The sequence below is a fragment of the Streptomyces sp. NPDC021080 genome, assembly GCF_044333225.1.
GTDB lineage: Bacteria > Actinomycetota > Actinomycetes > Streptomycetales > Streptomycetaceae > Streptomyces.
Genome location: NZ_JBIRQM010000004.1, coordinates 271,584 through 290,196 on the forward strand (window position 1 = coordinate 271,584; position 18,613 = coordinate 290,196).

Annotated in this window: 14 protein-coding genes and 1 tRNA gene; 3 read left to right on the top strand and 12 right to left on the bottom strand. The window is 71.3% G+C overall.

Annotated elements, in window-relative coordinates; translation table 11 throughout:
• Positions 1 to 228: 228 nt before the first annotated feature.
• From ACH4S8_RS11945 to ACH4S8_RS11955, 3 genes are all read right to left on the bottom strand, one after another.
• Entirely contained in the window at positions 229 to 4,284 is a 4,056-nt protein-coding gene (locus ACH4S8_RS11945; protein ID WP_398392625.1) for an Rne/Rng family ribonuclease, read from the bottom strand.
• Positions 4,285 to 4,546: 262 nt separating this feature from the next.
• Positions 4,547 to 5,335 carry a TIGR03936 family radical SAM-associated protein gene (locus ACH4S8_RS11950; protein ID WP_398392627.1) on the bottom strand — a complete coding sequence of 263 codons (789 nt, stop codon included), beginning with the start codon at positions 5,333 to 5,335 and terminating at the stop codon, positions 4,547 to 4,549.
• Positions 5,336 to 5,383: 48 nt separating this feature from the next.
• Positions 5,384 to 6,646 (bottom strand): hypothetical protein, encoded by a 1,263-nt coding sequence (locus tag ACH4S8_RS11955; RefSeq protein ID WP_398392629.1) that lies wholly within the window; start codon positions 6,644 to 6,646, stop codon positions 5,384 to 5,386.
• Positions 6,647 to 7,103: 457 nt separating this feature from the next.
• Here ACH4S8_RS11955 and ACH4S8_RS11960 point away from each other — a divergent pair, with 457 nt between their 5' ends.
• The gene (locus ACH4S8_RS11960) at positions 7,104 to 7,880 is read left to right on the top strand and encodes a hypothetical protein (protein ID WP_398392631.1); all 777 of its coding nucleotides are present in this window, start codon (positions 7,104 to 7,106) and stop codon (positions 7,878 to 7,880) included.
• Between the two features lie 323 nt (positions 7,881 to 8,203).
• Here the strand turns inward: ACH4S8_RS11960 and ACH4S8_RS11965 are convergent.
• The 4 genes from ACH4S8_RS11965 to ACH4S8_RS11980 form a co-directional block, all read right to left on the bottom strand.
• Positions 8,204 to 8,289: transfer RNA gene (locus ACH4S8_RS11965), tRNA-Cys, on the bottom strand.
• 83 nt (positions 8,290 to 8,372) lie between these two features.
• Positions 8,373 to 9,365 (bottom strand): phospholipase D-like domain-containing protein, encoded by a 993-nt coding sequence (locus ACH4S8_RS11970; RefSeq protein WP_398392633.1) that lies wholly within the window; start codon positions 9,363 to 9,365, stop codon positions 8,373 to 8,375.
• A 494-nt stretch (positions 9,366 to 9,859) separates the two neighbouring features.
• Complete coding sequence (locus tag ACH4S8_RS11975) at positions 9,860 to 11,335, bottom strand: APC family permease (protein ID WP_398392635.1); 1,476 nt, start codon at positions 11,333 to 11,335, stop codon at positions 9,860 to 9,862.
• 175 nt (positions 11,336 to 11,510) lie between these two features.
• Positions 11,511 to 12,071, bottom strand: a complete 561-nt coding sequence (locus ACH4S8_RS11980) for a YceI family protein (protein WP_398392637.1) — start codon at positions 12,069 to 12,071, stop codon at positions 11,511 to 11,513.
• A 254-nt stretch (positions 12,072 to 12,325) separates the two neighbouring features.
• On the opposite strand from ACH4S8_RS11980, the gene ACH4S8_RS11985 reads away from it, so the two are divergent.
• A complete protein-coding gene (locus ACH4S8_RS11985) occupies positions 12,326 to 12,796 on the top strand; it encodes a VOC family protein (RefSeq protein WP_398392639.1) in 471 nt (156 codons plus the stop codon).
• A 243-nt stretch (positions 12,797 to 13,039) separates the two neighbouring features.
• On the opposite strand, the gene ACH4S8_RS11990 is transcribed toward ACH4S8_RS11985, so the two are convergent.
• The 3 genes from ACH4S8_RS11990 to ACH4S8_RS12000 all read right to left on the bottom strand — a co-directional run bounded on the left by ACH4S8_RS11990 (position 13,040) and on the right by ACH4S8_RS12000 (position 13,984).
• A complete protein-coding gene (locus ACH4S8_RS11990; RefSeq protein ID WP_398392641.1) occupies positions 13,040 to 13,261 on the bottom strand; it encodes a hypothetical protein in 222 nt (73 codons plus the stop codon).
• Positions 13,262 to 13,321: 60 nt separating this feature from the next.
• Complete coding sequence (locus ACH4S8_RS11995; protein WP_398392643.1) at positions 13,322 to 13,471, bottom strand: hypothetical protein; 150 nt, start codon at positions 13,469 to 13,471, stop codon at positions 13,322 to 13,324.
• 240 nt (positions 13,472 to 13,711) lie between these two features.
• A complete protein-coding gene (locus ACH4S8_RS12000; protein WP_398392645.1) occupies positions 13,712 to 13,984 on the bottom strand; it encodes a hypothetical protein in 273 nt (90 codons plus the stop codon).
• Between the two features lie 144 nt (positions 13,985 to 14,128).
• On the opposite strand from ACH4S8_RS12000, the gene ACH4S8_RS12005 reads away from it, so the two are divergent.
• Positions 14,129 to 14,602 (top strand): hypothetical protein, encoded by a 474-nt coding sequence (locus ACH4S8_RS12005; protein WP_398392647.1) that lies wholly within the window; start codon positions 14,129 to 14,131, stop codon positions 14,600 to 14,602.
• A gap of 152 nt (positions 14,603 to 14,754) precedes the next feature.
• Here ACH4S8_RS12005 and ACH4S8_RS12010 read toward each other — a convergent pair whose 3' ends face one another.
• The gene (locus tag ACH4S8_RS12010) at positions 14,755 to 16,725 is read right to left on the bottom strand and encodes a TIGR03960 family B12-binding radical SAM protein (protein ID WP_398392649.1); all 1,971 of its coding nucleotides are present in this window, start codon (positions 16,723 to 16,725) and stop codon (positions 14,755 to 14,757) included.
• 343 nt (positions 16,726 to 17,068) lie between these two features.
• Positions 17,069 to 18,589: a CHAD domain-containing protein gene (locus ACH4S8_RS12015; RefSeq protein ID WP_398392652.1), complete on the bottom strand. Its 1,521-nt coding sequence runs from the start codon at positions 18,587 to 18,589 to the stop codon at positions 17,069 to 17,071.
• Positions 18,590 to 18,613: the final 24 nt, after the last annotated feature.

Consider the following 18,613-nt stretch of genomic DNA (forward strand, 5'->3'; position numbering starts at 1 on the left):
CCGCAGTCCAGCCGACCGGGAACGAACACGGAAGGCCTCTCCCGGCCACCGGGGTGTCCGAGAGGAAGAGGTTTACGGGGTGCGGCGCGTCAGGGGACACGCCGACGGTCAAGGTTACGGGGCCACGACCGAAAGGGTCAAACCAGGCCGGGTCCCGTGGGTGTGCCACCGGTCACGCGGTGTTCCCGGCCCGCTTGACGCGCGGGCCGGGAACACCGTGCGGGAGCCTCAGCTCTCGTCGGTGGACGCCGTGACGGTGGAGAGCGTCTGCTCCGCCGCCGCGGTCTTCTTCGCCGTGGACTTGACGGCCGCCTTCTTCGCGGTCGTCTTCTTGGCCGTGGTCTTCTTGGCGACCGTCTTCTTGGCCGCCACGGCCTTCTTGGTGGCGGCCTTCTTCGCCGTCACCTTCTTGGCGGTCTTGCGGGCGGTCTTCTTGGCGGCCGGGGTCTCGGCGTCGGCCTCGGCTGCCTCCGGCTCGGCCGGCGCGGGCTCGGCGACCGGCTCCGCGGCGGCCGACGGGACGACCACGACGGCCGCCTCCGCGGACGCGGTGGGCGCGGTGGCCTTGCGCACGGCACGGCGGCGCGGACGGGCCGGCGCGGCGCTCTCGGCGGGGGCCTCGGCCACCGGCTCGGGCGTCGCCTCCGTCTCGTCGGCACTCTGCGCGGGAGCCTCGGCCACGGGCGCCGCGACCGGCTCCGTGACCGTCACGACGGCCTCCTCGGCCGACCTGGGCGAACCGGCGGGCGCCGACACCTTGCGGGTCGCACGACGGCGCGTACGGCCCTGGGGAGCGGCCTCGGTCTCCGCCACGGCGGCAGGGGCCTCCACGACGGTCTCGGCCGGGGCCTCGACGACCGGCGCCTCGACAATCGGTGCCTCGACGACCGGGTCCTCGGCCGCGAACGGCTCGGCCTCGGCGGCCTCACGGGACCGGGTGGCGGCCCGCTCGGCGCGCTCCTCGCGCCGGGTCCGGGGAGCACGCTCCTCGCCCCTCGGCGCACCCGCCGGAGCGGACGCGCGCCGGGTGGCGCGGCGGCGCGAACGGCCACGGGTGGCCGCGGCCTCCGCCTCGGCGGCGCTGCCGTACAGCTCCTCGTCCGGCTGGAACTCGGTCTCGACGAGCGCGACGGGCGCGGCGACCTCGGCGGCCACCTCCGCCTCGGTCTCGCTCTCGGCCTCCTCGGCCGGCTCGAGCGTGAGCTCGTGGTCGTGGTCGTGGACCTGCTCGGCGCCGCCGCGGCCGCGCTTCTTGCGCTTGCCGCCGCCACCGATGGACGTCGGCTGCTCCATGTGCACGATGACACCGCGGCCGTTGCAGTGGACGCAGGTCTCGGAGAAGGACTCCAGCAGGCCCTGGCCGACCCGCTTGCGGGTCATCTGCACGAGGCCCAGCGAGGTCACCTCGGCCACCTGGTGCTTCGTACGGTCACGGCCCAGGCACTCCAGCAGACGCCGCAGCACCAGGTCGCGGTTGGACTCCAGGACCATGTCGATGAAGTCGATGACGACGATGCCGCCGAGGTCGCGCAGCCGCAGCTGGCGCACGATCTCCTCGGCCGCCTCCAGGTTGTTCCTGGTGACGGTCTCCTCGAGGTTGCCGCCCTGACCGGTGAACTTTCCGGTGTTGACGTCGACCACGATCATGGCCTCGGTCTTGTCGATCACCAGCGAACCGCCGCTGGGCAGCCAGACCTTGCGGTCCAGCGCCTTCATCAGCTGCTCGTCGATCCGGTACGTGGCGAAGACGTCGACCTCGGAGGTCCACTTCGACAGCCGGTCGGTCAGGTCGGGCGCCACGTGCGAGACGTAGCCGTGGATGGTCTCCCACGCCTCGTCGCCGCTGACGATGACCTTGGAGAAGTCCTCGTTGAAGATGTCGCGGACGACGCGGACGGTCATGTCCGGCTCGCCGTAGAGCAGGGTCGGGGCGTTGCCGCTCTTCGCCTTCTTCTGGATGTCCTCCCACTGCGCCTGCAGACGTTCGACGTCACGGCTCAGCTCGTCCTCGCTCGCGCCCTCGGCGGCGGTGCGCACGATGACGCCCGCGTCCTCGGGGACGATCTTCTTGAGGATGGTCTTCAGACGCGCGCGCTCGGTGTCGGGCAGCTTGCGGCTGATGCCGGTCATCGAGCCCTCGGGCACGTACACGAGGTAGCGGCCCGGGAGGGAGACCTGGCTGGTCAGACGCGCGCCCTTGTGGCCGATCGGGTCCTTGGTGACCTGCACCAGGACCGACTGGCCGGACTTGAGGGCGGACTCGATGCGGCGCGGCCCGTTGGCCATGCCGAGCGCCTCGAAGTTGACCTCACCGGCGTAGAGCACCGCGTTGCGGCCCTTGCCGATGTCGATGAAGGCAGCCTCCATCGACGGCAGCACGTTCTGGACCTTGCCCAGGTACACGTTGCCGACGTACGAGGTCGCCTGCTCCTTGTTGACGTAGTGCTCGACGAGCACGTTGTCCTCGAGGACGCCGATCTGGGTGCGCTCGCCGCTCTGGCGGACGACCATCACGCGCTCGACGGCCTCACGGCGGGCCAGGAACTCGGCCTCGGTGATGATCGGAACCCGGCGGCGGCCCTGCTCGCGGCCCTCACGGCGGCGCTGCTTCTTGGCCTCCAGACGGGTCGAGCCCTTGATGGACTGCACCTCGTCCGAGGGCTGCTCCTCGCGCCGGCCGCGCGGCTCGCGGACCTTGACGACGGTGCGCTCGGGGTCGTTCTCGCCGGGCTGCTCGGCCTCGCCGCCGGAGTCACCGGCGCGACGACGGCGGCGACGACGGCGACGGCTGCTGCTGGAGCCGCCCGCCTCCTCGTGCTCCTCCGCCTCCTCGGCGTCCTCCTCGGCCTGCTCGGCGGTGTCCTCGGCGTCCTGGGCGGCCTGCTCGGCGGCGTACTCGTCGTCGGCGGACTCGCCGTCCGCGTCGGCGGACTCGCCACGGCGGCGACGGCGGCCACCGCGACGGCGACGGCGACGGGAGCCCGCGGACTCCTCCTCGCCCTCGTCACCCTCGACGGCGTCCTCCGCGTCCTCGGCGGATTCCAGGTCCTCGGCGGGCTCGGTGTCCTCGACGGACTCCTGCGGCTCCTCGGCCACGGCCTGCGGCTCGTCCTCGAAGCCCCGGCGACGGCGGCGCCTGCGCGGGGCGGCCGGCTCCTGGACGGCCTCGACCGGCTCGGAGACCTCGGAGACCTCGGCGGCCTCGGCCGCCGCGGCGGCGGCCGCGGCGGCGGCCCGCTCGGGCGTCTGGAACATCGGCTCGGTGAAGACCGGAGCCTGGAACACGGCGACGGCCGGACGGGCGGGGCGCCGCGAGGACTCCTCGGTGTCCTTCTGCGCGGGCGCCGAGAAACCGACGGCGGCCTTGCGGGTGGCACGGCGGCGGGAACGGCGCGGACCGCCGTCCTCGGTCTGTGCGGCCTCGCCCTGCGTGGCCTCGGTCGGCGCGGCCTCGGTCGGCGCGGCTTCCACGGCCTCCGGCTGCGCGGGCTCCTCGGCCTTGTTCTCGCTGCTCACGGGCGTCTCCACGCGCTCGTCGGCGGTATCGCCCTCGGGCGCACCGGCGGGTGCGGAGACCCGGCGGGTGGCACGACGGCGGGTCGTACGGCGCGGGGCGGCGGCCTCCTCGGCGACGGGCTCGGCGACGGGCGCCTCGGGCGCGGTCTCCTCGGCGGGGACGGTCACCGGCTCGGCGGCGGCCGTCACGGCCTCGGCGGCGGCGGGGGCTCCGGCGGGAGCGGAGGCACGACGGGTGGCGCGACGACGCGTACGGCCGGCGGGCGCGGCCTCCTCGGCCACGGCCGGGGCCTCCTCGACGGGCCGGGCCTCGGGCTCGGCGGCAGCGGCGGGAGCCACGGTCTCGTCGCCCGTGGCGGTCTCGGCCGCGGCGGGCGCTCCGGTGGGAGCGGTGGCACGACGGGTGGCACGGCGACGCGTACGGCGCGGTGCGGCGTCATCGGTGGTGGTGACGGCGGTCTCGGCCTCGGCCGGAGTCTCTTCGGTCTCGGCTGCCGCGGCCGTCTCGGCGGCCTCTTCGGTCTCGTCCGTCTCCTCGGCCTCGGTGTCCGCGGAGGTCACGGCCCCTGCGGGGGCTTCCTCCGCCACGAGGTCGGCGGACGCGACGGCCGGTATGGCCGGCGTGGTGGTCTCGGCCGCGGCCTCGGAGGCGGCGACCGGCGGACCGGCGGGGCGCGACGCCGCACGGCGGCGGCGCCGCGGCGGCAGGGTGTCGCTGGGAGTGTTGTTGGTCTCGGAACCCTCGGTGGGTTCGGTCGGCTCGAGCATGCGGGTGGATCTCCCGTCAGGCTCCCGGGCGCCGCGCCTGGTCCGGCTGTGCCGGTGACGTCCGCGGCTCGCGCGATGCGCGGTGCCGCCGTCCGGGGCGCGGGCGCCGCACGGGAGCTCTCTGTGTCCTGTCTCGCCGGTTCCGTACGCCATGTGTGCGTACGGCCTGGCGAAAGTCTTTAAGGTCGGTGCGCCGCCCGACCCAGGTGGCTCCCGGATACGAGGGCTGCGCTACGACATCTGTCCTTACGCGGGACCTTCCTTACGCCGACGCCTTCGCGGCGGCGGTCTCGGCGGCCCCTGTGCGATCGGCTGGGGCGCCTGCGACTGCCTCGCGGTCGGGCGCGAGCGGGTCGGTCACCGTGCCGGTCTCTTCATCGAACAGCCCCTGCGCCAGCCTGGTCACCGCTGCGGCGACCGGCGGCGCCAGGTCGGCCACGGCGCGAAGACCGGACAGGACGTCGTCGGGTCGAACGGCAGGCGTCACGTGCCGAACAACCAGCCGCAGTATCGCACAGGGCTGGTCGGTCGGCCTATCAGCCTGTGGACTGTGCGTCTCAGGGGTCGTCTCGAGACTTGCCACGGCGCTGCGGGCGTCGAACGTCCGCATGCCGTTCTTGGTCCTGCGGCTGACCTCCACGGTCTCGGCCGCCTTGAACGCCTCCACCGCGCGCTCCGCGTCCGCCGGGTCCACGCCGTCGAGGCGCATCTCCCACACGGATGCGGTGAGCCGGTCGGCGAGACCCGAGACGCGGGCCTCGACCGCCTCGGTGATGTCGAGGCCCTGGGGCATCGACTCGTCGAGGAGCTCGCGCAACTTCTCGGGGTCGCGCCGGTCGGTGAGCGCGATCTCCAGATACTCCGCCTCGCTGCCCGTGCCGGTGGGTGCGGCATTGGCGTACGACACCTTCGGATGCGGCGTGAACCCTGCCGAGTACGCCATGGGTACGGCGGCACGGCGCAGGGCACGCTCGAAGGCGCGCTGGAAGTCACGGTGGCTGGTGAACCGGAGGCGGCCGCGCTTGGTGTAGCGCAGTCGGATGCGCTGCACCGCGGGTGCGGGCGGCGGGCCTTCGGGCTGTCGCTTGCCCAGTGTCGCTCAGTCCTTCATGAGTGCGGTCGTACTGCTACCTAGAGTACGTGTCTCACCGGCCGCTGGTTCCCGCCGGGCGACCGACTGCGGTTCCGCCGGGGTTCCGAAGAGCATCCGCCGGAAGTCGGCGCGGGCCTGCCGGGCGCTGTCACGGGCGGCCTCCAGTGCCTGGCGTGCGGTCCGCCGGACCGCACGCGCCGCCTCGGCCGCGGGCCTCAGCACCAGATCGCGCACGACGTGCCCGACCGGCGTCAGCACGGTCCGGTAGGCCCAGCGCGCCGGTTCCACGAAAGTCCACCGGAAAAGGCGCGCGAGGAAGCGTCCGACGGCGAGCGAGACGTAGCCGGCGACCCGCCACGCGTGCCCGAGGGCCTCGCCGATCTCCCTGGCCACGACGGCGAGGGCCCGCCCGACGGGCACGAGGACCCAGCGCCACACCGCGAGAGCGGGGAGCACCAGCAGGAACCGGACGGACGCGTAGAGCACGGCACCGATGCCCACGAAGATCATCCGTATGGCCCGCACGAACCACCCGGCGAGGAGGGCGATCGCCCGGCCGACGGGGGTGAGCACCCGGGCGTACACCCACACGGCGGGGACCACGAGCAGATACCGCGCCAGCCAGGCGGCAGCCGTGTACACCGCCGACGCGACGGCGGCGAGGACCGTGCCGACGCTCTTGAGCAGCCGGGCGACGGCGTGCCCGACGGGCGTGAACAGCCGCGCGTACACCCAGCCGCACACGGCCTCGACACCGCCGAGGATCAGGTCGAGTGCGGTGAGGACGCCGCGGACGAACCACATGAGCGCGGCCAGGGCCCCCTTGAACATCAGGGCGAGCAGGGCACCGGTCCTCCGGGCCGTCCAGGCGAGGGCGTGGCCGAGGGGGGTCAGGACCGTGCGGTACAGCCACACCGCGGGGACGACGAGCAGCACCTGCCCGAGCCGGGCCAGCACGGCGCCGACCGGCAGGAGGACGTACCGCCACAGTGCCACCCAGGGCCATACGAACAGCGCCCGGGCCACCCATCCGAGGGCCAGCCCGAGAGCCCTCCCGACGGGCCGGAGCAGCGTGTCCCGAAGAAACCTTCCGCCGACGACGAGCGCGTCCCACACCATCCGTACCGGCACGACGAGGACGAGCACCACGATCCGCACCGGAACGCGGATCGCGACAGCGAGGCAGCCCTCGGCCTGCGGGGCGGGCCGGGCGGCGGACGGTACGGCGGACCGGGCGGACGGCACGGCGGACGGTTTTTCCAGATCCATACCCTCGTAGACGCACCGACCGCCCCGATGGATGCCGCCCGGCGGCACCCGGTCGCCGGGCGGCATCCACCGGGGCGATCCCGGAGCAACCGGTGCCGCCGGCACGGCGGTTCCCTGTTCCGGCATCGCTTCCGCGCAGGAGCCGAACGACTTCGGACTCCGCGCCGTGACGATCGTCCGACGGGACTCCGACCGCGCCCGCGGGCCCCCTCCCCCACTCACCGGAGCCGCCCCACGAGCACCCCGGGCGGGCACGGCAAGTCCAACTTCGAACCATCTGTCGATATTTGACCAGGAACCATCAGACAGTCCCGCGGCACCCCAAGCCTTATTGGACTGATCTGATGATATGTAGAGCGTGTTCTCGCGGAATGCGCCTGTTTGACGGGTGTCAAGGGGTCAAGCTCGCGATCGGCTTCAGGGAATTCCCATCGACCGATCCAAGGAGCGCCCCCGCATGAATCCTGAGTCCCGGACCGCCCGCCCGCCGGGCCCTCCGGCCCGTGGCCGGTTCAAGAGGGCGGGCGTGGTCGCCTCGCTGGCGCTGGTGATGGCGTCAGGAGTGGTCGGCCCCGCGACACCGGCGGATCTGAGCCCGTCCGATCGCACCCGGGCGGCCCCGGACGGCCCCGACAGATGCAGACCGCGCCGCCTGGAGGACCGGGCCCCGGTGAGCGAGCCCTCCGACGGCGCGAGGGGGTGCAGAGGCCCCCGGGGCCCGCGGGGTCCGCAGGGCGAGACCGGGCCCGCCGGACCCCAGGGCCCGGTGGGGCCGGCCGGCCCGACCGGAGCCACCGGCCCCCGGGGCGAAACCGGCGCGACGGGCCCGACGGGCCCCTGCGTCGCGATCGACGCCGCCCAGGAGTCCGAGGACTTCGAGATCCGGCTCGCGCTGACCGGCGGAAGGACGTACGCGGGCATCCGCGACCAGCGGACCGGCGAGAAGCAGACCGTCCTGTGGACCGACCTCAGCGCCCGTCCCGACTACCCCGCCGGCGGCGCGGCCGGCCTGCCCTGCGACGTCGCCGTCAACGCGCACAACCGGTCCACCACGGTGAAGCGCATCAAGTTCGACGTCATCACCACCACCGGTCAGGTGTGGGAGGCCGCGTGTGTCGCGTTCACCACCACCCACCCCGCGACCCTGAACTGCGCCGACCGCACGGGCCGCCCCAAGCCCTGGATCCTCGTCTCCCGACAGCCGACACCCGACGCCGTCAACGGCGGCGTATGACCGACGCACAGGGGTGTTCGAGGGACCGAGGGCCGACACCCTCTCGGACACCCCGCTCGGACACCCCTCGCGGCTTCCCGCGACGAAGAGCCGGGAGAGCCGGGAGAGCCGGGAGAGCCGGGAGAGCCGACCGTACCGACGCCGGGAGCCCCGGGCAGGCCCCGCCCGGCGGCCCCTCCCCCGGGAAACCCGCGAGCGTCCCGCCTGGGACGACGAAGCCGCCCACGCGGATGTCCCGGGGTGGACGGCTCGGTCGAGGTGTTCAGAGATCGGAGTCGGCGGCGGCGACGTAGCGTCCTTGGCCGCTGGACGACACCGGCCGGGGCCGGCGGCGGGATTCGAACCCGCGTCGCTCTCTTTGCAGGAGAAGTAACCGCAGCCTGCGCACCTGAACGACGTCAACGCTAGCGCCGGACCACGGTCCGGGCACTCGAATATCGACGGGACCGCGACCGGCGCCTCGCCGACGGGGTTCGGTACCGGCCCCGGGTCCTACGCCTTGGTGCCGCCCGCGTAGTCGCTGCCGAAGGTGGTCTCGACGGTCGTGGCGACGGACTGGGCCACGCCGGTGCCCGTGAGGACGAGACCCAGTTCTCGGTTGTTGCTCAGCGAGTTGCTGCTGATGTTCATGGAGCCCGCCTCCACCTCCTGGGTGGACAGGCCGTAGTCGGCGACCATCGCCTTGGCGTGGACGTAGAAGCCGTCGGGATCGGAGTATCCGACGACGGTGCCGCCGGCCGCCTTGATCGCGGACACCTGGCTGGAGTAGCTGGAAGGGCTCTCCAGGACCACCCGTACCGTCACGCCCGCCTTCGCCCTGGCCACGATGGCGTTGACCACCGTGCTGTCGCTGAACTCCAGCTCCTCGACGTCGAGCGTCTTGGTGGCACTGTTGATCACGGACACCAGACGGCTGCGGGAGTCGGTGGGCGACCACAGCAGATGGTCGCCGTCGGTCGGAGTGATCGCGGTGCCGGCGTAGTCCGCGTTGAAGACCTTCTCGATCGAGGCGACATCGCGGCTGTCGTCGTCGAACACGCCGTAGTCACGGCCGGTCGGGTAGTACTGCGAGGTGAGATTGCCGGTGAGGACCAGCGACTTGGCGCCGTCCACCGTGATGGTCTTCTGGTGGGTGTACACGAAGGCGGACGACGACCAGACCACTCCCGCGCCCGCGCTCGTCAGCGAGTTGTACGCCGACTGGTTGGCGGACTTGTGCGCGCCGTCCAGGATCACCCGGACCGCGACGCCCTTGTTCTCCAGGGCTATGAGGTCGCCCACGGCCGTGGTGTCCTCCAGCTCGTACATGGTCATGTCGAGCGAGGTGGTGGCCGAGTTGATGAAGTCGTATATGGCGGGCTGACTGCTGCTCTGCGAGAAGGCGAACGCCGTGTAGCTCGCGGCGTTCGCGGGGACGGCGGTGGCGAGCGCGGCGGCGCCGACCGCCAACGTGACACCGGCGCGGCCCAGAACCTTCCACAACATGTCCGACTCCTGACCGAGGTGACGCCCACTCGGGGATTGTGGGCGTGGGCATGACACCACGCGCGTAGACAGCCGAGGAAGAGAAGGTCGGTGAACATGCAGTTACCGGTCGCCCGTTCGGGCGGACAAAGAGGACTTCGGCCAGACGGAAGCCGGTTCATGCGATCCCCGCGCAATCGCAAAATCTTCGTAGCGGGCCCCCGGGAGGAACGCAGGTCGGGCCGGACGCCGGCCGCGCCCCCCCCCCGGCCGGGTCACCAGGACTCGGCCTCCAGGAACAGCGTGATCACCTCCCAGAGGAACCAGCCGACGAACGCCAGACACGCACCCCACAGCCCCCACAGGGCCCAGCGAACCTCTCGCCGTAAACGCATGAGCAGATCATCCCCCCGCACGATCCGGGCTCCGCCACCGGCCCGGCCCCCTCCCCCGCGCCGAAGAAGCCCCCTCCCGTCAGGGAAGGGGGCTCGGAACCCGGGCCGGGAACCGGCGGACTACCCCCTGTCCGTGCCCGAGGGCAGGTGCGTACCGGGCTCGGTCTCCAGGGCCTGACGGTTGAACAGCATCAGTCCGGCGAAGAACAGACCGCCCGCGACGACCAGGCCCACGACGATCAGCGAGGGAACCAGCGCCTCCGACGGCGAGACCAGCACGAACAGCGACGCCACCGTCCACACCAGTGCGCAGACCGCGACCGGCAGCTCGAACCGTCCGAGGTCGAAGGCCCCCTTGTTGCGGTCCAGCCGACGGCGCACCGCGAGGTACAGGACGATCGTGGCACCGTAGACGAGCGCGGGAATGATCGTGCTCGCCGTGATCAGCTGGAGCAGCGCGTCGCCCGGCAGCGCGACCATCAGGACGACGCCCACGAAGAAGATCAGGATCGTCGCGGGGATCGGCGTGTGCGTGCGCGGGTTGACCCGGCGCATCAACCGGTGGGCGGGGAAGCGCCCGTCGCGCGCCATCGCGAAGACGATCCGCGAGCACGAGGCCATCACCACGGTTCCGGCGCCGAAGAACGCGATCGCGATCGCCGCCAGAAGCACCTTCTCCATCTCCGATCCCAGCTGCTCCCGCATGATCGCCGCGACCGGCGACTCGCTCGCGGTGACCCCCGGGACGTCCTCGATCGCGACCGTGAGGCAGATCAGGAACACCATCCCGAGCACACCGGCGGCCACGACGGACCCCACGATCGCGCGCGGGACGCTGCGGAAGGGATCCTTGGCCTCCTCGGCCAGGTTCGCCGCGGAGTCGAAGCCGACGAGCGTGGCGAGGCCCATGATCATCGCGACCATGAGTCCGCCGCCGACGTCGAAGTAGTGCGCCGTGTGCTCGGTGACGCCGCGCGAGGTGAGATTGCCGAGGTCGCCGCGGCCGGTGGCCAGGACCACGACGGCGAGGGCGAGCGCCACCAGCACGACCAGCGCCAGCTCGAGCCCCACCGCGGTCGAGTTGATCAGGCTGACGAGCCGCGTCGAGGCGACGACGACAACGGTCTGGAGCAGCAGGATCGCGAGGGTGAGCAGACGAGCGGTCCCCTCGTCCGGATCCATGCCGAAGAGCGGCATGAACGCCTGGCTCGCGAGCGCGTTGGCGATCGCCGCCACCCCGATGGCCAGGTAGCAGAAGGTCAGCCAGCCGAACCCCCAGCCGATCTTCGGGTTGGCCAGCCGCGAGGCCCACTGGTACGACGAGCCGCTGAGCGCGATGCGCCCCGCGAGCTGCGCCACGACCAGCGCCACCAGCACCTGCCCGACGGCCGCGACGACCCACAGCCAGATGCCTACCGGACCCGCGTTCTGCAGGACGTCGTCGTAGGTCGAGAAGATGCCGACCGCGACCGAGATGAACGCGAACGAGATCGCGAACACCTGAAAGGAGCCGAGCGTCCTCTTCAGCTCCGGCCGATAGCCCCCGAGGACGGCCGAGTCCTCCGCCTCCTCGGTACCCGGCGAAGCCTCCACCACTTCGGCACCCGCCTTCCGTCGCGCCCGGCCGGCACCCGGGCGTCGACACGCACGAACGGCCGCCGGTCACCGTCCGCGCATTTCTTGCACATCCCGAACAAATGCACACCACTCACACGCCGGGAAGATCAACACCATCACCCGGACAGCGCCTGCCCCGGGCAGGCACGGGGCGTCAGGCGTCCTTGATGGCGGAGATCTCGAACTCGAGCTTGATCTTCTCGCTGACCAGGACGCCGCCGGTCTCCAGCGCGGCGTTCCAGACGACGCCGTAGTCCTTGCGGTTGATGGTGACTTCGCCCTCCAGGCCGACCCGCAGATTCCCGAACGGGTCGGTGGCCGTGCCTTCGTAGGTGAAGGGGATGGTCACCGGCTTGGTGACGCCCTTGACGGTGAGGTCGCCGGTGACGTCGAAGCTGGTGTCGTCAGTGCGGTGCACGGAGGTGGAGACGAAGGTGATCTCCGGATACTCGTCCATGTTGAGGAAGTCGTTGCTGCGCAGGTGCTGGTCCCGGTCGGCGTTACGGGTGTCCACACTGGTCGCCTTGATGGTCACCTTGCCCGTCGACCCGGCCGGGTCGGCGCCGTCGAAGTAGGCACTGCCCTCGAACTCGTTGAACGCACCGCGGACCTTGGTGACCATGGCGTGCCGGGCCACGAAGCCGATCCTGCTGTGCGCGGGGTCGATGGTGTAACGGCCGGTCAGGGGGGCCAGGTCGGTCGGGAACGTGGTCATGGGAGCTCCGCGGGGTCGACTCGCCGTGAATGGAACATCACGCGCAAAAGAAACATATCGACTATTTCGCGCACGGTCGCCCCGGGTGCGGCCAACCCGGGGCCACCGCTTCGGCCGAACGCGACACCCTGCCCGGCGAGGCCGCCACCGCTCCACCGGGCCGCGGCGACCCGACCGGGATCCACCGATGAGTTCCGCCGGCCTCGCCGGTCTACCAGGACGTACGTCATCGAGCCACCGACTGGAGACCCGCCATGACCGACCCCGCACACCCCGGCCGCATGCTGTTCGTGAACATCCCCGTAGCGGACCTCGAGCGCAGCAAGGCGTTCTTCGCCAAGCTCGGGTTCGGCTTCAACCCGAAGTTCACCGACGAGACCGCCGCCTGCATGCTGGTCGGCGAGCACGCCTTCGTCATGCTGCTCACCCGCGAGAAGTTCGCGGAGTTCGCGAAACTGCCGATGGCCGATCCCACCACGCACACGCTGGCGTTGTACTGCTTCAGCGTGTCGTCCCGCGACGAGGTCGATGCGGTCAGCGCCGCCGCGCTCGCAGCGGGCGGCACCGAGGTGGACGGCGCCGAGGACTACGGCTTCATGTACTCACGCAGCTTCTACGACCTCGACGGCCACGGCTGGCAGGTCATGTGGATGGACCCGGCAGCGGCGGAGCAGGGCCCCGAGGCGTTCACGGCTTCCGTGCAGGACGCCGACACCCCGGCCTGACCCACCGCGTTCCGCACATGCCCCGTCGCCGTGCCGCCGGCCGCCACGCCGAGAGCCCCCTCCCGGACGGGAAGGGGCTCAAAGGCCACGCAGCCGCGCACAGGCCCGAACGGCCCTCGGATCCGCTCCGCCTTCGCCGGCCCGGCCACGCCTCGATAACCCGATGGGCGCCGTGGTTCCTCCTGGCTCCCCGCCCGTCCTGGCGCGAGAGCGGCAGGACACGGGGCCTGTCGGGCCGGCCGGTCAGTCGTCCAGCCGCTCCGGACAGCCGGGGACCGTCCGTATCCAGGAGCGGAGCTTCCAGCAGACCACTACGGGCCCTACGACCATGGAGAGCATCCACAGGCACACGCTGGCAGGGGAGATCAGGTAGTACCCCCACCGTTCCGGGAGCAGGGCCGGAAGAGCGATCGCCAGGAAAAGGACAAGCCACGTTCCTGTCACCGTGAGCACGGCTTTGGACACGATCACGGCCCTCCGCATCACATCCCCCGTCCTCGGCAGATCACCTCGACGCAAGCCGGGCTAGGCCGCGCCGACCAGTACATAGAACAACAGGGCCGCAGCCCACATGAGCACAACCGGCAAGATGATCACTGCCGTGATGATCTTCAGGAAGATCAGCAGGCGGTCCACTGCCGTGAGCGGGTCCCGCAGCAAGCCTCGATCACTCATGAGTCTCCCCTTGACCACACTGTTCAGCGTCGGCCGGCGGAGTCTAGATCACCGAGTCGTTCCGGCCTGTCGTCGCCCCCTCGATACGAATCACGGGCGCTTTTCCGGGGGCACCGGCGCCCCGGGGTCACCACGTCGCCGTGGACGGCGGGACCTCCATCGCGCTGACCGCGCTGTCCGCCGGCAACCATGACTCCCCGCTGTATCCCGGCTGAACGGGCACGGGAGGGGACGGACCACTCATTCATCATCCGGATCTTCGAGGCCGAGGTGGTCCGGCGTTTCGAGAAGTGCTGCCTGCCTCTGGGCATCGGGCTCCCGGCCGGCCACCTCGCGGATCACCTGGGCAAGTCTGTACCGGTCATCGACGGAGAGCCGGCTGAGCTTGTCCCCGACGTCTTCGAACCACGGCACGCAGACGTCCGGGTCGACGTCATCGTCATCAGTCATGTCGATGGAGATCAGGAGGTTCGCCAGAGCATCGGCAAGCGTGATCAACAAAGGGTCCGTCATGGTGTCCTCCAGCCGTTCGAGAGAGCCGCGCCGGACACTACGTGAGGTCGGTGGACGGCTTGGGGCTGGAGGCCGCCATGGACCGGGTGATCACGGCCCCGTAGGCTCCCGGCGAGTCGGGGCTGGTCTTTTCCAAGGGATGACGTGATCAAGCGGGTGCACAAGGTCGCCGGGACGGTCTTGACGGCAGCCGTCGCCTTGTCCGGATGCGGCGGTACAAAATCCGGGGAAGCGAAGCCCCCTTCGAGACATACGCCGACGGCGACGGCAAGCTCCGACAGCCTGGCCGGCACGCCCGGCGCCCAGGGCGCCAACGATGAAACCGATCCGCCACTCGCCGGCAATTGGGTCCATCTCAGCGGCGGAAGCTTCGTCAGACTCCTCATCGACGGCCGGCAGGTCGAGCTGCTCGGCGAACATCACTGCCGGGGCGAAGCCTCCGAAGAGGACGGGCTGTACGTCATCAGACTCAAGTGCGATGACGGCAACACCGACCGGACTGTAGGGCGGGTGTACGGGCTGTCGTGGGACGCCATGACCGTCGACTGGGAAAAGTTCGGAGCGGACAGCTTCCAGCAGACCAAGCCCGCGGCCGGCAAGGCCCGCACGGGCGAGTAGAGCCGACGGCCTGCGGCCGACGATGCCGAGAGGGTGTCGACGGCGCCGACGGGCGAGGGGCGAGACGCCGGCCGCGCAGCCGGTGCAGCCGCCACCTCGTCCTCGCTCGCCCCGCCTACGCCTCCATCACCCGATCGAGCGCCTCGCCCACGTCAGTGAGAGTGACCGCTGGAAGCCGGCGCCGGACCCGCGTTCTTGACCGTCAGGGGCAGAAGCTTCTTCCCCGTGGGGCCGATCTGGATCGACGTGTCCATCTGCGGGCACACCCCGCAGTCGAAGCACGGGGTCCAGCGGCAGTCCTCGACCTCGGTCTCGTCGAGGGAGTCCTGCCAGTCCTCCCAGAGCCAGTCCTTGTCGAGGCCCGAGTCGAGGTGGTCCCAGGGGAGGACCTCCTCGTAGGTGCGCTCGCGGGTGGTGTACCAGTCGACGTCCACGCCGAAGGGGGCCAGGGCCTTGTCGGCGCAGGCCATCCAGCGGTCGTACGAGAAGTGCTCGCGCCAGCCGTCGAAGCGGCCGCCGTCCTCGTAGACGGCGCGGATGACGGAGCCGATGCGGCGGTCGCCGCGGGACAGCAGGCCCTCGACGATGCCCGGCTTGCCGTCGTGGTAGCGGAAGCCGATCGAGCGGCCGTACTTCTTGTCGCCGCGGATCTTGTCGCGGAGTTTCGTGAGGCGGGCGTCCGTGTCCTCGGCGGAGAGCTGCGGCGCCCACTGGAAGGGGGTGTGCGGCTTGGGGACGAAGCCGCCGATGGAGACCGTGCAGCGGATGTCGTTCTGGCCGGAGACCTTGCGGCCCTCGGCAATCACGTTCATCGCCATGTCGGCGATCTGCATGACGTCCTCGTCCGTCTCCGTCGGCAGGCCGCACATGAAGTACAGCTTCACCTGGCGCCAGCCGTTGCCGTAGGCGGTGGAGACGGTCCGGATGAGGTCCTCTTCCGAGACCATCTTGTTGATGACCTTGCGCATGCGCTCGGAGCCGCCCTCGGGGGCGAAGGTCAGGCCCGAACGGCGGCCGTTGCGGGTCAGCTCATTCGCCAGGTCGACGTTGAAGGCGTCCACGCGGGTGGAGGGGAGGGAGAGGCCGATCTTGTCCTCTTCGTACCGGTCCGCCAGGCCCTTGGCGATGTCGCCGATCTCCGAGTGGTCGGCGGAGGACAGGGAGAGGAGGCCGACCTCCTCGAAGCCCGTCGCCTTCAGGCCCTTCTCGACCATCTCGCCGATGCCCGTGATGGAGCGCTCGCGCACCGGGCGGGTGATCATGCCCGCCTGGCAGAAGCGGCAGCCGCGCGTGCAGCCGCGGAAGATCTCCACGGACATGCGCTCGTGGACCGTCTCGGCCAGCGGAACGAGGGGCTGCTTCGGGTACGGCCATTCGTCGAGGTCCATCACCGTGTGCTTGGACACGCGCCACGGGACGCCCGACTTGTTCGGGACCACACGGCCGATCCGGCCGTCGGGCAGGTACTCGACGTCGTAGAAGGCCGGGATGTAGACGCTGCCCGTCTTCGCCAGGCGGAAGAGGACCTCCTCGCGGCCTCCGGGGCGGCCCTCCGCCTTCCAGGCGCGGATGATCTCCGTCATGTCGAGCACGGCCTGCTCGCCGTCGCCGATGATCGCCGCGTCGATGAAGTCGGCGATCGGCTCGGGGTTGAAGGCCGCGTGGCCGCCCGCGAGGACGATCGGGTCGTCGAGCGTGCGGTCCTTCGACTCCAGCGGGATGCCCGCCAGGTCCAGGGCCGTGAGCATGTTGGTGTAGCCCAGCTCCGTGGAGAAGGACAGGCCGAACACGTCGAAGGCCTTCACCGGGCGGTGGCTGTCCACGGTGAACTGCGGGACCCGGTGCTCGCGCATCAGTTCCTCGAGGTCCGGCCAGACGCTGTACGTGCGCTCGGCGAGGACGCCCTCGCGCTCGTTCAGTACCTCGTAGAGGATCATGACGCCCTGGTTGGGCAGGCCGACCTCGTAGGCGTCGGGGTACATCAGCGCCCAGCGGACGTCACAGGCGTCCCAGGGCTTGACCGTGGAATTGAGCTCTCCGCCGACGTACTGGATCGGCTTCTGCACATGCGGGAGCAGAGCTTCGAGCTGTGGGAAGACCGACACGGCGGTTTCGGCAGGCATCTCGCGAACCTTCGTGAGCTGATGGGGGTGACCATCTAGCGTAACGCGATCGGAGGGGCTCGCCGCACCGCCGAACGGACACCGGGCCTCCTGCCGGACGGACACCGGGCTCCGCCGCCGGGCAGCCACCGGGCTCCGCGGCCGGAGGAAACCCTGGCTCCGACCGCCTCCGGACCGCCTTCCGGTCCCGGTTCCGGACCGCCTTCCGGTCCCGGTTCCGGACCGCCTAGCGGCCCCGGCTCCGGACCGCCTTCCAGTCCCGGTTCCGGACCGCCTCACGGTCCCGGCCCCGTCTCTCGCCCCCAGGCCTCAGCCCCGGCCCCCGGCGGCGTCCTCGGGCCTCTCAGACCGCCGTCTGCGCCTCGATCGTCTCCCAGGCGCCCGGCAGCGCCGCCTCGGCCTCGGCGGCGCGCTGTTCCTCGCGGCCGTAGAGCACGCCGTAGGTGAACGAGTTCTCCCCCGCCGCGTGGGCCAGGGCCGCCAGTTCCCGCAGGGCGTCCCGGGTCATCACGCTGTCCTGGTGGTCGCCGAGAAGACCCTGCAGCGACTTCATCGACTTGACCAGGCCGGCGGCCGGCGTGCCCAGGGCGGGGGCCGCGGCCTCGGCGGCGTACCGGGTGCGCTTGGCCTTCTTGCGGGCCTCGTGCATGGCGTGGTCGCGGTCGGTGCCCGGGGGCCGGTCGAGGGCCTGCTCGACGAGGTCGGAGACCTTGCCGAAGTCCTTGCGGACGGCCTTCGCGATCGCCTTCGCGGGGTCGCCCCCGGCCGCCTTGAGCAGCGGCGGGTCGGTCACGAGGGCGTCGAGCGCGGTGAGCAGCGCCAGGTACCGCTTCCCGTCCAGGACGGCGATCAGGCGGCGCCGGGAGCCGCCGCGGCGGGCGTTCGCCCAGGTGCGCAGCCGGGTGCGGACGGGTCCGGAGAGCAGGGTGCGGGGCAGCCCGCCGAGGGACTCGGTGAGCCGCTCGGTGAGGACTTCCTGGTCGCGGTCGACGCCGAGTTCGCCGGCCAGCCATTTCAGCTCGTCGCCGATCGGGTCGGTGACGGCGCGGTCGAGGATCTTCCCGTACGAGCGGAAGGTGCTGCGCATCCGGCGGGTGGCGACGCGCATGCTGTGCACGGAGTCGGGGAGGTCGCGGCGGACGGCGGGGTCGAGTTCGACGATGGCGTCGTACTGGGCGTGGAGGTAGGCGAGGACGTGGTCGCCAGCGGTGACCGGCTTCTTCTCGGGAGCGGGCTTCCCCGAGGACTTCCCCGCGCGCTTGCCGGTCACCTCCAGTGCCTTGGCCAGCTTGGAGGAGGCGGCGGAGCGGTTCAGACCGGCCTTGCGGAGTTTCTTCTCGACCTTGTCGAGGAAGGCGGGGTCGCCGTCGTCGGCGAGTTCCACCTCGATCTCGGTCCATGCGGCGGTGCCCTTGCCGCCGAGCCGGTCCGCGCGGACGCGGTCGAGGCTGACCTCGGCGAGCAGGGTGCCGGAGTCGTCGACGAGGTGGCGGATGTCACGGGCGGACCGCAGGCGGACGAGGGGGACGAGTTCGGCGTCGCGTACGCGGGAGCGGACGAGGCCCGAGATCGCGCGGGGCACCGTGTCGGAGAGGGGGGCCTGGATCTCGTCGCGCACGCCCTCGGAGACCGGGAGTTTCAGGTGCCAGCCGGCGTCGTCGCCTCCGGTGCGGCGGCGCAGGGTGAGGGAGGCGGCGGCGAGGCGCTGGTCGGGGGTGTCGTAGTAGGTGGCGTCGAGTTCGGCGACGCCCTTGTCGACGACGCCCGCGACGCCCGGGACTCCGCTCAGGTCCGGCATTCCGGTACCGCCGTCGGCCGCGGGACCCTCGTACTTGCGCTCGATCTCGCGCTTCGTGTCCGCCATGAACCGAATCTAGACGCGTTTGCG

What these genes read in the sequence shown, in the direction of transcription:
- ACH4S8_RS12015 (WP_398392652.1), bottom strand. Translation starts at nt 18,589, where the DNA reads ATGGCGGACACGAAGCGCGAGATCGAGCGCAAGTACGAGGGTCCCGCG.
- ACH4S8_RS12010 (WP_398392649.1), bottom strand. Translation starts at nt 16,725, where the DNA reads ATGCCTGCCGAAACCGCCGTGTCGGTCTTCCCACAGCTCGAAGCTCTG.
- ACH4S8_RS11970 (WP_398392633.1), bottom strand. Translation starts at nt 9,365, where the DNA reads ATGTTGTGGAAGGTTCTGGGCCGCGCCGGTGTCACGTTGGCGGTCGGC.
- ACH4S8_RS12000 (WP_398392645.1), bottom strand. Translation starts at nt 13,984, where the DNA reads ATGACGGACCCTTTGTTGATCACGCTTGCCGATGCTCTGGCGAACCTC.
- ACH4S8_RS11945 (WP_398392625.1), bottom strand. Translation starts at nt 4,284, where the DNA reads ATGCTCGAGCCGACCGAACCCACCGAGGGTTCCGAGACCAACAACACT.
- ACH4S8_RS11955 (WP_398392629.1), bottom strand. Translation starts at nt 6,646, where the DNA reads ATGGATCTGGAAAAACCGTCCGCCGTGCCGTCCGCCCGGTCCGCCGTA.
- ACH4S8_RS11985 (WP_398392639.1), top strand. Translation starts at nt 12,326, where the DNA reads ATGACCGACCCCGCACACCCCGGCCGCATGCTGTTCGTGAACATCCCC.
- ACH4S8_RS11995 (WP_398392643.1), bottom strand. Translation starts at nt 13,471, where the DNA reads ATGAGTGATCGAGGCTTGCTGCGGGACCCGCTCACGGCAGTGGACCGC.
- ACH4S8_RS11980 (WP_398392637.1), bottom strand. Translation starts at nt 12,071, where the DNA reads ATGACCACGTTCCCGACCGACCTGGCCCCCCTGACCGGCCGTTACACC.
- ACH4S8_RS11960 (WP_398392631.1), top strand. Translation starts at nt 7,104, where the DNA reads ATGAATCCTGAGTCCCGGACCGCCCGCCCGCCGGGCCCTCCGGCCCGT.